Source organism: Micromonospora sp. NPDC003816, assembly GCF_042874705.1.
Lineage (GTDB): Bacteria > Actinomycetota > Actinomycetes > Mycobacteriales > Micromonosporaceae > Micromonospora.
In genome coordinates, this window is the sequence record NZ_JBIANP010000002.1 from 488,469 (window position 1) to 502,419 (window position 13,951).

7 protein-coding genes (1 of these 7 running past the window's edge) are annotated in these 13,951 nt (G+C 72.5%); 2 read left to right on the forward strand and 5 right to left on the reverse strand.

From position 1 onward, the window contains the following. Together ACFYTT_RS08165 and ACFYTT_RS08170 are read right to left on the reverse strand one after the other, a co-directional pair. Nucleotides 1-7,200 carry the 5' end (the start) of a hypothetical protein gene (locus ACFYTT_RS08165; RefSeq protein ID WP_387258117.1) on the reverse strand. 44,313 nt of this gene lie to the left of the window's left edge, so the window shows 7,200 of its 51,513 coding nt (coding positions 1-7,200); its start codon is at nt 7,198-7,200; its stop codon lies beyond the left edge, outside the window. A gap of 3 nt (nt 7,201-7,203) precedes the next feature. Then, a complete protein-coding gene (locus ACFYTT_RS08170) occupies nt 7,204-7,728 on the reverse strand; it encodes a hypothetical protein (RefSeq protein ID WP_176092454.1) in 525 nt (174 codons plus the stop codon). Nucleotides 7,729-7,877: 149 nt separating this feature from the next. On the opposite strand from ACFYTT_RS08170, the gene ACFYTT_RS08175 reads away from it, so the two are divergent. Both ACFYTT_RS08175 and ACFYTT_RS08180 read left to right on the forward strand, forming a co-directional pair. After that, a complete protein-coding gene (locus tag ACFYTT_RS08175; RefSeq protein ID WP_131055257.1) occupies nt 7,878-8,495 on the forward strand; it encodes a hypothetical protein in 618 nt (205 codons plus the stop codon). Beyond that, nucleotides 8,495-10,411 carry a WXG100 family type VII secretion target gene (locus ACFYTT_RS08180; RefSeq protein ID WP_387258120.1) on the forward strand — a complete coding sequence of 639 codons (1,917 nt, stop codon included), beginning with the start codon at nt 8,495-8,497 and terminating at the stop codon, nt 10,409-10,411. The genes ACFYTT_RS08175 and ACFYTT_RS08180 overlap by 1 nt, the downstream gene beginning before the upstream one ends. 10 nt (nt 10,412-10,421) lie before the next feature. Here the strand turns inward: ACFYTT_RS08180 and ACFYTT_RS08185 are convergent, their stop codons facing one another. Genes ACFYTT_RS08185 through ACFYTT_RS08195 form a run of 3 tightly spaced genes read right to left on the reverse strand, consistent with a single transcriptional unit; the run spans nt 10,422 to nt 13,752 of the window. After that, nucleotides 10,422-13,010, reverse strand: coding sequence for a discoidin domain-containing protein (locus ACFYTT_RS08185; protein WP_387258122.1), 2,589 nt, complete (start codon nt 13,008-13,010; stop codon nt 10,422-10,424). Between the two features lie 58 nt (nt 13,011-13,068). Next, nucleotides 13,069-13,380: a WXG100 family type VII secretion target gene (locus ACFYTT_RS08190; RefSeq protein ID WP_131051369.1), complete on the reverse strand. Its 312-nt coding sequence runs from the start codon at nt 13,378-13,380 to the stop codon at nt 13,069-13,071. 36 nt (nt 13,381-13,416) lie between these two features. Then, entirely contained in the window at nt 13,417-13,752 is a 336-nt protein-coding gene (locus ACFYTT_RS08195; protein ID WP_131051368.1) for a WXG100 family type VII secretion target, read from the reverse strand. Nucleotides 13,753-13,951: the final 199 nt, after the last annotated feature.

Genomic DNA, 13,951 nt, shown 5'->3' on the forward strand with positions numbered 1-13,951 from the left:
GAGCACCCGATGTCCCGGCGACAACCCCGCGCCCAGACCCGCACCGTCGAGGATCCGCTGTTCCCCTTCGGACGGATCGGTGATCCGCCGCGTACGCGCCTGTAGGTGGGCCAGCTCCGGCGGCAGCGTCGTCGGCGTCTCGACCCCGGTCGCCTTGCTCTGCCGCGCCCAGGCCCGCTCGTTGAGCACCAGGTCGACCCGCTGGTCGGGACGCAGCCCGAAGCCGGCACCCCCGCCCTGCAGGACCTCCCGCTCCGCAGGCGTCGCGTTCTCCCACGCCCGCGCACTCCGGTCGGCGGTCGACGTTCCCGCTGGCGGCCTCGGTACCGGTACGACGATCGGCTCCGGCGTACGCCCGGCCAGCGTCGACTGGATCTCGGCGATCCGCTGCGACCGCCACACCCACTCCGAGATCGGCTCACCGGGCGTGCGCACCTGCCGCCGCAGGTCCGCCAACTCCGCCCGCAACCGCTGCTCGGACTGCCGCGCCCAGGCCCGCTCGTTGAGCACCAGGTTCACCCGCTGGTCCGGCCGCAACCCGAAGCCAGCACCCCGACCGGCCAACACCTCCTGCTCGGCGGGCGTCGGGTTCTCCACTCGACGGGGGCCGGCACCGGACGGCCTCGATACTGGTGCCGGCTCCGGCGTACGGTCACCCAGCGCAACCTGGATGTCGTACATCCGCTGGGAGCGCCACACCCACTCCGAGATCGGCTCACCCGGCGTGCGCACCTGCCGCCGCAGGTCCGCCAACTCCGCCCGCAACCGCTGCTCGGACTGCCGCGCCCAGGCCCGCTCGTTGAGCACCAGGTTCACCCGCTGGTCGGGACGCAACCCGAACCCCGCACCACCACCCTGCAAGATCTCGGTCTCGGCGGGAGTCGCGTTCTCCCACGCCCGGGCGGTCCGCTCCGCAGCCGACTCACCCGCAGGCGACCTGGGCACCGACACCTCGACCGGTTGCTCGCCGAGCGCCGACCTGATCTCCGCGATCCGCTGGGACCGCCACACCCACTCCGAGATCGGCTCGCCCGGCGTCCGCACCCGACCGCGCAGATCCGCCAACTCCGCCCGCAGACCCGCCTCGACCTCAGCCGCCCGCCGCGCCCAGTTCCGCTCGTTGAGCACCAGGTTGACGCGCTGATCCGGCCGCAACCCGAACCCCGCACCACCACCCCGCAGGATCTCCAACTCCGCGGGCGACGCCTCCTTCCAGGCCCGCGTACTGCGCTGCGCAGCGGACTCACCCGTGGGCGGCCTCGGCAACGACACCTCGGAACGCACACCCAACGCCGACGTGAGCTCGGCGATCCGCTGATCCCGCCACAACCACTCCAGCCCGTCCGGCTCCACCCGCGTGGTGGCGGGGGCACCGGGTGTGTCGACCTCCAGCGCCCGCAGTTCCGGTCTGCCACGCCGGTGCAGCACGACCTGGACCCCACCGTCCCCGTACGGGTTGAGGCCCTGCCGCGCCAACTCCACCTGCCGCCGCAACTCGGCGGTCCGCGCCGCCCCCGCCGCAGCCGCCCTCGGCCCCTCCAGCCAGGTCTCGGCGCCCTGCGCGAACGACCGCAGCGCCTCCACCACCAGCACCCGCTGATCCGGCCGCACGCCTGCGCCCAGCCCCGCACCGTCGAGGATCCGCTGCTCCGCCTCGGACGGGTTCTGCCCCCACTGCTCCCGTGCCCGCAGGTCCGCCAACTCCGCCCGCAGACCCGCCTCGACCTCGGCCGCCTGCCGCGCCCAGTTCCGCTCGTTGAGCACCTGGTTGATCCGCTGGTCGGGGCGCAGCCCGGCACCGGCGCCCCCGCCCTGCAACACCGTCAACTCCGCAGGGGACGCGTTCGCCCACGCCCGCGTCCGCCGGTCAGCAGGCGACTCACCCGCAGGCGCCTTCGGCACCGGCACGTCCACCGGCTCCGGAGCGCGTCCGCCCAGCCTCGACTCGATCTCCGCGATCCGCTGTTCCCGCCACACCCACTCCGAGATCGGCTCACCCGGAGTCCGCACCCGGCCCCGCAGATCCGCCAGCTCGGCCCGCAACGCGTCCTGCGCCGCTTTTGCGTACTCGGCCGAGATCCGATCATTGAGCACCACGTTCACCCGCTGGTCGGGGCGCAGCCCGGCGCCCGCGCCCCCGCCCCGCAGCACCTCGATCTCCGCAGGCGACGCGTTCGCCCACGCCTGCGCCCGCCGGTCAGCTGCCGATCCGGGCGCGGGCGCCTTGCCACTGGCCGTTGCGGGTTCCTGGCTGGTCGTCGACTCAGGTCTGGTGCCCGGCTCGGGCCTGGGACTCGACTCCGGCTTCACCGTCGCGGCAGGCGTGCCCTCGGTCGGCGCGACCTGGGATGGTGTCGGCCCGGCCGGTCGTCCGGTCGTCGGCGCAGACTGCCCATCACGGATCGGCGTTAACGGCTCGTGCGTTCCGGTACGCGGCGTCGACGACCCTGCCGACGCGTCCGTCCGTCCCGTTCCGGGCCCCGGAGCGGACTCCAGACGCTTCGTGCCCGACTCCGGGCGCTGCCCAAACGGCTCACCAGGTCGCGGTGCCGGGTCACCGGGCGGCGGGTCCTTGCGCAACGTGCCGGGCTTGACCGGAGCGGACTCCGACGGAGACTCCAACCGCCGGTTCGCCGACTCCGGACGCTGCCCGAACGCCTCGCCCGGCCGCCCCGCATCGCCCGTCGGCCGGTCCTTGCGCAACTTCCCGAGCCCGGCCGATCCCGACTCCGGCGACGACTCCAACCGCCGGGTGCCCGACTCGGGACGCTGCCCGAAGGTCTCGCCCGGCCGTCCCGTGTCACCGACGGGCCGGTTTTTCTGCAACTTGCCGGGCGTGACCTGCTCCGACTCCGGCGACGACTCCAACCGTCGGGTCCCCGACTCCGGACGCTGCCCGAACGCCTCACCCGGTCGCGACTGCCCCGGCGGCGTGGTGACGTCGCCCGGCGTACGGGAACTCTCGCCCGCCCGCGTCCCCGTGCCCAGGTTGACGTCATCACCCGGCTTGGGTCCGCCACCGGGCTTGACCTCTGCGCGCTTGGCCGCACCCTCCAGGAGGTCCGCCATCTGCCCGTGCAGACTGTCGCGGGCCGCAACGGGCTGTCCGGCCGGCCTCGGGCCCGGCGCGGCGGTCGGGCCGGACCGCGCCCCGAAGACCTCGCCCGGCTGCGACCCGGCCGGCGTCCGGGTGTCGGTGGTCGTGATGCGGTCCGGGACACGCTTGGCACCGCTCGGCGGCGCGCCCTCGGTACCGGAGGGCGAACGTTGACCACCCTGGCCGGCTGGTGCCCGGGTCTCGCCCCCGACGCCCCGGGGCGTGTCACCGACGTCCCGGGCGCCACGGGTGGCCCAGGCCGGGTTGTCCACCGTCGGCTCGATGTACCGGTCCGGGGTCACCGTCTCGGTACGGCTGCCGGAGCGCGGATCCCGCATCCCCATCGTGCCCTGCGACCCACCGGTACGCGACGAGCCGCCGCCCTCCGCCCCGGCCGAGCGCCCCGGTTGCGGGCTGCCGGTGTCGGTCCTCGGCGTCGGCGTCGGCGTGTCGGTCGACCGGGGCGGCGTGGTGACGTCTCCGGTTCGGCCCGGTCCCGTCCCGCCGCCGTCCGGGCCCCGTTGTCCCGGCCGGACCGGGCTGCCGTCGACGTCCGGCCGGGCCGGTCGACCGCCGAGCTGCTGGCCCTCGCCGTACCCCTTCCAGCTTCCGCCGGAGGCCGGCGCGTCCGGGGTGGTACCCCTGCCCCCCGGTGCGACCCCGCCGCCGGTGTTGCCGCCCGGTCCCGCCGACTTGATGACGACGGAGGGCGGTTGTGGGGCCGGCGCGTCACCGCCCCGGCGGAACATGCCCCCGAAGTCCTTCAGCGAGTTGATCAGACGGTCGGTCGTCCCGCCGCCGAGCCGGTTTCCGGGGCCGGGCATGTCCGCCCCCGGAGTCGGCCGGGAGGTGACACCGAGTGGTGCGGGCTCCGGTGGATTGAGCTGCCAGCCGGGGCGGCTCTTGATGTCGACCATCTGCCCCCGGCCCCGGTCCAGGGCGGAGACGGCGGACTTGCCGGGGGTGTGCTCCTGCCAGGAGTAGAAGCTGCCCTCCGGCGCGCGCCCACCGGAGTCCGGCAGGACGCGGTTGTCCCGGTCGGGCATCCGCATCCAGCGGTCCGACGACTGCTGGTTGCCGGCACCGGGCCGGCCCTGCACCGCCTCGTCCGGCAGACGGACCCACTTCTCACCGTTGATCTCCCGGACCTGTGCGGGATACTCGCTGACCCGGCCGTCTCCCGTCGGTCTGGACGAGACACCGAACTGGTCGTCCCGGACCGCTTTGCCGTCGCCCAGGCGGCGCCCGGCACCGGGGTCGGGGGGGTCCACCGGATCGGTCCGGGACGGTCGGCCGAGCCCTCCCGGGCTGTGCGGCTCGCCGCTGGATCCGCCGAGCCGCACACCCGGCGGTTGGTCCGGTCCACGTTGCAACAGCAGGAACTCGGTGCCGAACTTGTCCCGACGGATGTGCCAGTCCCACTCGCCGGTGTACTGGTCGCGGCCCGAGGTCCTGGGGGGTGGCGCCTCGGCAGGTGGCGGGACCGGACCTTTCACCTCCGGGTCGGGTCGCGGACCGCCGGGCCCCTTCGGCCCCACCGCGGGTACGGACGTCGGGTCCGGATAGGGGGCCCGCGCGTCGATGCCGTCGGGCCCGGTGTGGCGCGGGCCTCCCGGCATGGGCTTCGTCGGCACCGGGACCTGCTTGAGCGGAGTCTCGACCCCCGGCTGACCACTGAACTGCCGGCCCGCGCCACCCTGCGCGTCGCCGCCGACGGGCCGCCGTGGGGTCAGGTCGGCGATGTGATCGTTCAGGCGCTGCACGACGAGGGCGTTGCCACCGGTGGGCTGCCCGCCGGGGCTGTCGGCGAGGATCCGTTCGCGCAGCGCGCGCATCTCGGTCAGCGTGCCCGGCCGGCTGGACTGCGACACCCCGGGTTGCCCCTTGCCGCCGCCTCCCTCGGTGATGAGGTCGCGGATCCGCGCGTCGAGGTTGGCCTGCACCGGGTTGGTCTTGCCCGGCTCCGGCGCGCCCTTCGAGGACGCGCCCACCGGGGCGGTGTCCGTGGTCGGCTTGCCCTGCCCGACGACCGGCGGCTGGTCGCCGTTGGTACCGCCCGGACGGGAGCCGGGCAGGACGTCGGCCGGGACCTGTTCGGGTGTGTCCGGCCGGGTCGTCGCGGTCGAGGTGGGTCGGGGTGACGTGACCGGGGTGTCCGGCCGGACCGCCGGCGGCTCGCCAGAGACGGGTGCCCGGTCCAGCGGTGGTCGCGTGGTGACCGGGGTCCTGACGTCGGCCGGCAGGTCGGTGGCGGCGAGGTTGCCCCGTGGGCCGGGCTGCCCGGCGGGTGGCACCGGTGTGGACGGCTCGGGGGTGGCCGGTCTCGGGGTGGGCGTGGGGACGTCGACCACCTGGTTGGCCGGGATTCCCTCGACGGGACGCCCTGGACGCGGGGCCCCGCCGATGGTGCCGCCGCCGGGCGTGTTCACCGGGTTCCCCTCGACACCCGGCTGGACCGGGCGGCCGGGCGGTGGCACCGACACCGTGGCATCGGGAGTGGTACCGGCAGGTCTGCCAGTCGGCGGGGGAACGTCCGTCACCGCGCCGACGCCACCGGGCCGTGCCACGGGCGGATCGACCGTCAGGCCCTGGCCCGGCGGCGGAGTGCCGGACCGGACCGGTTCGGGGGCGATCGGTGACACGTCCCGGGCAGGGCCGTTGACGGGTACGTCCCGACCCGCGCCCGGGGTCGCGGGCAGGTCGGGGCTGGCGGCGGGCGGCCGTCCTCCAGCGGGGGTGGCGGGCAGGTCGGGGCTGGCAGCGGGCGGCCGTCCACCGCCGGGCGTCGCGGGCAGGTCCGGGCTCGCCGCAGGCGGCCGTCCTCCGCCGGGCGCCGGCTCGGGCGTCAGCACCGACGGCGGCCGAGGATCGGCGGCGACGGCGCGCGGAGGCGGCGCGGGCGCGTCCACTCCGGCCATCGCCGGTCCACCCGGCGTCCGCGAACCGACGGGTGGCGCACCCGCGTCGGCCTTCGGCGGCGGAGTGGTGCGGGCGGGCGGTGGCAGGCTGCTGGCCGCGTTGCCGTTGCCGACCGCCGGTGGCCGACCGTCGGGCTGCGGCACCCCGGCGCGGGGTTGCGGTTGGGCTGGTGGTGGCGTGTTCACCGGGCCGTCGAGGCGGGCCGGTGGCGGTGTGGTCCGCGCCGGCGCGCCGCCGAGCGCCGAGGGTGGGGGTTGGTCGACCGTGGAGGGTCGGGTGGTCCGCGTCGGCGCGGCACCACCGGCGTTTCCCCGCCCACCGACCGGGCGGACCGGTGGCGGCGTCGAACTGGCACTGACCGGGCCCGGCGTCGGGGGCCGGCCACCGACAGCACCGTACGGGGGTGGTGCGCCGAGCGGAGGTCCGTCCGGCGAGCCGACGCCCGGTATGTCGCCGCGACCGGTCCGCACGTCCGGGGTGGGGGTGTCGCTGGGTCGGCCACCGGTGTTCGTGCCGTCCAGGCCCTTGACCGTCGGCACGTCGGTCGACTTCGGCCCACCGCCGCCGACCTTGCCGAGTCCCCGGGTGGAGAGTCCGAACAGACCGCCCAGACCGGCGGCGGCACCGACGCTGATCCAACTCTCGTTGGTGATCTCGAACTTGCCGTCGACGTGCGACGCGATCGCCTGGGCGAAGACCTCGGCGGCAAGTTGGGTGGAACCGAACACGGCCGCGCCGACACCGAACTGGAACGACAGGTTGATGATGGCCCGCAGCGCCGTGGCGAGACCGGCGACCGCCCGCGCCATCGCCGCGACGAGCGCGGCAAGCGCCGGGCCGATCGCGAAACCGACGATGAAACCGAAGAGCAGTCCGAAGATGACGCTCAGGATCGTGACGAGCGACTGTTTGCGGAGCTCTTCGAGCTTCTTGCGGATCTCGTCCGCCATCTTGCGCAACCGTCGGGCCCAGCGGCGACACAACTCGGCGGTGTTGCGGAGGTTCTTCTCAAGATTGGGCAGCGTGCGGGTAGCCGCTGCCCGACCGCTACCCTGCCAGTTGCCGACCTGGTTCAGGGCCTTCGCCGGTACGAGGCGCAACCGATCGAGGTCCTCGGCCTTGGCCTCCCACTGCGCGGCGAGCGCATCGAGTTTGTCAGGATCCGGATGGGTGTCGCTCGCCATCCGTCACTCGTTATCCGGCGGCGGCGGCTTGTTCGCGTCGGGATTGTTGGGGTAGAGGGTGTGCACCGGCGACTCGGTCGTGTTGTACGCATCCCCGAGATCGATGGGTGGAGGCGTGCCGCCGTCGCCCTCGCCGTCCTCCTCGGGCGGCAGGTCATCAGCGGGGATGGCGGCGGTGAACTCGTCGAACATCTTGATGACCGTCTTCTCGGCCTCGCCGTAGTTCGACGCGGCGCTCGCCGCGATCCCGCACACCTGCGAAATCAGCCCGTAGGTTTCCTGTTCCTGCGATCCGAACAGATCCCACTGCAATTTCTGCAACCGATAGTTGAACTGCTGGACCTCCTCGGCGGTCTCGCCGGCCCAACTGAGTTCGAGGTTCTTCCAGGTGTTACCGATTCGCTCCCACGAGTCGACGACATCGCCCATGAGTTTGACGACTCGCTCCGACCCGATCGTCCACATGCCCTGCGGGTCGACGTTGATGCTCTGGCCGTCGTCGTAGTGTGCGGGCGCACCGCTCCCCATGCTCAGCCCCCCGCCCGCGCACCAATCGGTCTCGTGCCGGAGACGCTAGCATCGGCCCAGCTCAACCGGACCATCTCAATGTTGGTGACGGTGGGCGTCCCCCGAAGAGGGACATCCGTCCGCGAGGACCCGCGTGGTACATGTCTAAGATGGCCGACCCTGAGCTGGACACCTACGTACAGGCGTCGATTAAACACATACCCGAACTGCACATGGAAGAACGCTATGCGCGATCGGTCACCGGCGACAATCTGTTCAACCCGCCCAAGGACGCGGGCGACGAGACGAAGGAACTCGTCGAGCCGACCGTCCGCGCGTTCGGGGTCACGCCCGCCGACCTTCGCGGGGCGCAGAACTACATGCTGAACGAACTCAACACCCAGGTCGACGAGTTCGAGTCGTTCAAGGCGGACGTGCTCAGCAAGGGCGGCTGGATCTTCTACGCCGAGAACGAGGGCGGCGTACAGAACGACCGCGAGATCAGAAGCCACGACGGCGGCAGTCACATCTCGCGGCACACGGTCAAGGGCGAGGACCTCCCGCCGGTCGAGGACCCCAATCCGGATCAGACGCAGATGCTCGTGGACACCCAGCTCTCGCTGCTCAAGGCGGTCGGCGGTTCGATCCAGGCGGTCGCGCAGTACGTCGTCCGGGTCAACAACGCCGCCCAGTTCTATGCCGAGGCCGACAAGCAGTCCTTCGGCGAGACGGTGCCGACCGCACCCGAGTCCCTCCCCCGTGTCGGCGGCCCCGAGGAATCCGCCTGATGACCGGACCGGAGCAGCCGCCGACCAAGGGGCACACGTTCGAGCGGCAGAGCGACGGCTCCGTGGTGACGTACGACGCCAACGGTCAGCCGGTCCAGCAGGTGATGCCGGACGGGCGGGTCTACAGCTCCTTCGACGACGCGGGACGCGCCCGGTACGTGGAGATCCCGCCGTCGGACGGGCAGGCGGCGACGTACGCGCACATCGGCTACCAGGACAACCTGACGATTTTCCGGTACTCCGACAAGTCGGTGCTGACCTTCGACAGTCACAGCCAGGACCTGGTCAGCCAGCGGCTGCCCGACGGCACCCTGTACACCGACTTCAACGCGAACGACCAGCCGCAGTACGTCGAGATCCCGGCCCGCAGCGGCCAGCCGGCGACCAGTGCCGAGATCAGCTACGTCAACGGCAACACCGTCTACACGTACGCCGACGACAGCGTCGTCACGTACAACGCCGACGGCAAGATCCTCAAAGAGCAACGCGCCGACGGCACGACGTACAGCGACTTCGACGCCGACAACCGGCCCGGTCACATCGACGTCCCCGCCACCGAGGGCCGCCCCGCCACCAGCGCCGAGATCGACTATCAGGGCGGCAACACCGTCTACACGTACGCCGACGACAGCGTCGTCACGTACAACGCCGACGGCAAGATCCTCAGCGAGCAACGCCCGGACGGCACGACGTACAGCGACTTCGACGCCAGCAACCGGCCCGGCCACATCGACGTGCCCGCCACCGAAGGCCGCCCCGCCACCAGCGCCGACATCAGCTACGAAGGCGGCAACACGCTCTACACGTACGCCGACGACACCGTCATCACCTACAACGCCGACGGCAAGATGCTCAAGGAGCAACGCCCCGACGGCACCACCTACAGCGACTTCGACGCCGACAACCGGCCCGGCCACATCGACGTCCCCGCCACCGAAGGACGCCCCGCCACCAGCGCCGACATCACCTACCAGGACGGCAACACCCTCTACACGTACGCCGACGACACCGTCATCACGTACAACTCCGGCGGCAAGATCCTGACCGAGGAACGTGCCGACGGCACCACCTACAGCCAGTTCGACGCCGACAACCGCCCGCACTACGTCGACATCCCCGCCACCGAGGAACGCCCCGGCGTCACCGCCACCATCAGCTACCGGGACGGCAACACCGTCTACACGTACGACGACGAGAGCGTCGTGACGTACGACTCGGAGGGCCAGATCCTCACCGAGGACCGTGGCGACGGGTGGGTCATCACGTACAAGGACGGGGCGCCGACGTCCGGCGTCAACTCGGAGACCCGGGAGACGGTGACCATCACGCCGACGGCCGGCGGTGGTTTCCAGTGGACCTACTCCGGTGGCACGACCATCTTCCGTAACTCGGACGGTGCGGTCACCAGCATGGAGCAGAACGGCTGGACGTTCACCACCTTCGACTCCGAAGGTCGGCCGACGTACGGCACCCAGGGCACCAAGACGGTCACCATCGAGTACGGCAGCAGCGGCAGCGACATCAAGTGGGCGTACACCGACAACGGCAAGCCCTCGATCACCGTGATCACCAACGCGGACGGTACGCCGATCACCCAGATCAACCCGGACGGCTCCCAGTTCACCTTCGCCGTGGAGCTCGACAAGCTGGCCGACGCCGCCAAGAAGATCGCCACCGAACGGGACGCGCTGGAAGGCAAGCTGAACGAGATCAACAAGGAGTTCCGCACGCTGCGTGACTACTGGATGAGCCCCGCCGGCAAGAACTTCGCGCTGATACTCGATCAGGTCGACGGTCTGAGCGGGCAGGTGCGTGACGTCCTCAACGAGGCGATCCGGCGGATGAAGCACACCCACACGATGTACACCGACGTCGAAGAGCAGAACACCAAGAACCTCACCAGCAACAACCGGTGACTCGCCGTTCTCAGCGCACCTCGAACTCGTGGATCGAGTACCCGTACCCGGGCATCGCCTTGGCCGTGCCGACCATGCGGACGTAGCGGACCGGAGTGCGGGTGACGGCGATGTCGACGGTCCCGCCCGCGCCGCTACCGGTCTGGTAGACCGTCCGCCACGTCCCGCCGTCGGCGGACACCTCGACCCGGTACGCGGTCGCGTAGGCCCGCTGCCACCGCAGCCGCACCTCGGTGACCTGCCAGAGTTCGCCCAGGTCGACGGCGAGCCACTGGGTGTCCGGGGTGAACGCGCTACCCCACCGGGACTCCCGGTCCCCGTCGATCGCGCTCGACGGCCGGTAGATCGTCTCGAAGCTCGACGCGCTGGCGGTCCCGGAGAGGGCCAGGTTCCGTCCCGAACTGTTCACCTGACCCGGCATCGCCGAGGACGCCGCGGGCCGGGGGGTGGCACTCGGTGCGGACGACGGCGACCCGCTGGGTCGGGGCGGGGCCACCGGCGCGGGCACCCGGTCGGTGCCGCCCGTCGACGCCTGGCTCTGCCCGGGAAAGCTCGGGCCGGGGGCCGCACCGGTCTGGCCGCTGCTGCCGGAGGCGGGACTGACCGAGGTGGACGGATCGTCGGCCGGGGTACCGGACGGGTCGGCGGCGACCGGCGTCCCGGCGGAGAACTCCGGAAGACCCTGCGGCGGCGGTACGGCGTACCCCGGCGGTGTGTCGGCGCCGGACGGCTGCCCGTTCGGATTCAGCACGTACCCGCTGGCGACCGCCACTGTCAGGACCGCGACGGCGGTCAGGATCTGGGCCGACAGCCGGGGCTTGCGCCGCCGCCGGGTCTCCGGTCCGGCCGGACCGGACCCGGACGGGTGTCGCCGCTCGTCGTCCGGACCGGCCGGGGGCGAGACCGGCGGACGGGACGCCTCGGTACGCGGTGGGCGCACCGCCTCCGTACCCTGCTTCGGCTCGTCGCGGCGGACCGGACGGACGGCCTCGTGCCGCGCCACCGGACGGATCGGATACTGCGTCGTCGGCTCGGCCGCCGGCGTCGTCGGCGCGGCCACCAGCGCGGGCCCGACCGGGGCGTTCCCGCCGGACGCAGGCGACGCGGTCGTCTCCGGCGACGCCGCGCCCGCCCCGATCGTCCGTCCACCTTCGGGACTCCGCCTCGCGGCCGTCGGGTCCTCCGGCCGCTCCGCCGGTGCCGGGACGACCGGGATCGCGCCACCGGACTGCGGGGCGCGCAGCACGACGGTGCGCTGCACCACCGGCGCGGCCGGCTCACCCTGCTCCGGGTCCGGCGTCGGGACCGCGTCGTCCCCGGCCGCCACCGCGAACCGGGCCGGCGACAACTCGACCCGCTGACGGGTCTCGGCGGGCATCCGGCCCAGCATCGCGCCGAGCACCGGCAACACGTGGTACCGGGGCGGCTTGCCGGGTACGCCCACGAAGATCCGCACCTTGCCGGAGGTCCACGGGTGCGACCGCACGAGGCGTGCGGCGTGCTCCTGCTCGGGTGGCCGCACCCAGAGGCCGGACTGTGTCACCTCGGCCACCCACCGCTCGCCGAGCCGGAAGACGTTCTCCGTCAGCTCCTGGTAGCCGTCGAGTCCGCGTACCGGTCCGACCGGACGGGCCGGACCCTCGGGCGGAAAGCTGAGGACGGTCGCAATCGGTTCCCAGGTGGCCGCCGCGTGGTCGACGGCGAGACTCGTCGGTCGGCCCTCGGGCGTGAGCGCCGGCAGGCCGGTGTGCACCTGCACCGGGACACCCGTTTCGCGGGCCAGGCTCGTCGCCGCCGCCGCAGTCGTGGTCACCGATCCGTAGGAGGCCAGCACGAGTTGCTGGCGTAGCCGGGACGGGAGCCGGTCGAGGAACTCCACGATGGCGTCCGCCTCCGGCTCCGGCTGCCCGGGCCGCCCGATCAGCAGCACCGGCCGGTCAGCGTCCATCGGCACCCCGTACGCGGGGTCGTCGTAGTCCGGCATCGGGGTGCCCGGCAGCCGACCGAACAGCCACATCCCGGCCGGTACGGGAAGCAGCACCAGCTCACCGGGGCGCGTCGCGGCGCACAGCTCGTCGACGTCGTTCTCCCAGGGCGGCTGCGGGCTGCGATGGCCGGCCGGGGAGGCCACCCCGTCGGGGGTGTGCCGCAGCCAGCCGTCCACCGCGAACAGCGAGCCCCCGGGCACCAGCAGCACCTCGGCCCGGGGGACGTCGAGGGTGGCGGTCAGCTCCCGGGCCAGCCGACCGGCCAGGCCGCGACCGGCCGCCCCGGCCACCGCGACCCGGGCACGACTGCCCGGCGGCACCGCGATGGGGAGCACCGTCTCGACGAACGCCCAGTCCTCGGCGGTGTCGAGCGGCCCGACGACGGTCACCACGTCGCGCTCCGCCGCCAGCCCGGTCGCTGCGGCGGCGACCGCTCCCGTCGGGTCGGCGCCGACCACGGCCACCCGGTCACCGACCCAGTTCAGGGCCGAACCAAGCTTGCGGAACCGGCTGCTGTCCGCGAGCGACTCCGGGTTCGACTCGGCACCCGGTCCGACCGGTTCCGGCGACGGCTGCGCGTCGGAGGTACGGCCTCGTTGATCACGGATCATGCCGAATACTACGAGCCGGAGGTCTCGGATGTTCAAGACCCCCGGCCTGCGGTGATCGTCAGCCCCGCCAGGTACGCAGGTTCGAGAACTCCGCCTCGGAGTAGTTGTTCCAGGCGAGGTTGGCGGCGTTGGCGATGTCGCCCAGTGCGCCGTCCACACCGAACAGACCGTTCGCCCCGGCGTTCCACTGCCCCTGGAGTCCGACGTACTCCTCGCGTGCCTCACCGACCCAGCTCTCCTCCAACGGAACGAGCTTGGCCTTCAGGGTGGCGAGCATGTCGACCAGCTCGTCGGCGGTGCTCTTGAGCCTGGCGCCGGCGAACTCCAGCTCCGGGGGGACCCGGATGCGACTACCCATACTGTCGGTCACGCGAACTCCTCTACTCGGGCGGGCTGACGGTTCCGGTCAGGCGCCGGGCTCAGGCCCGAGACGGGCCGCCGGAATACCATTGATCTCGGGCATGGTGCGCACCGTCGCCTCGTCGGCCGTGGCGTAGTTGCCGGCGTTGCGCTGCAGGCCCCGCGAGATCCCGTTCAGGGCGTCGTTGAGCATCCGGCCGCAGGTGTCGTACTCCTCCATCGTCTGCTTGTAGGCCTTGGAACCCGGCCCCAACCAGTACGACGCCAGGTCGTCCACGTCCCGTCGCAGCGTCGCGAGCCGCGCCTGTAGCTGTGCAGCCGTGTCGGTGCAGGACTGCGACCCGTCCAGCAGCATCTGCGGAGTGATGTCGACTAGCTTCATAGGCCCTCCCGGTCGATGCCGCTCGGCCTCCTGGCCGTCCGGACGGCGGTCCCGTGTCAGCCTGCCCGCTCGGCACGGGACCGGCACAGTCACCAGTTCCAGGGACACCCGCCGCACCGGACGGTGAGGACGCCCGGTGCGGACATAAAGGGACTACCGGGGATCCGGCGAGTCGTGCCACCGTGCGGCGGGGATGGCT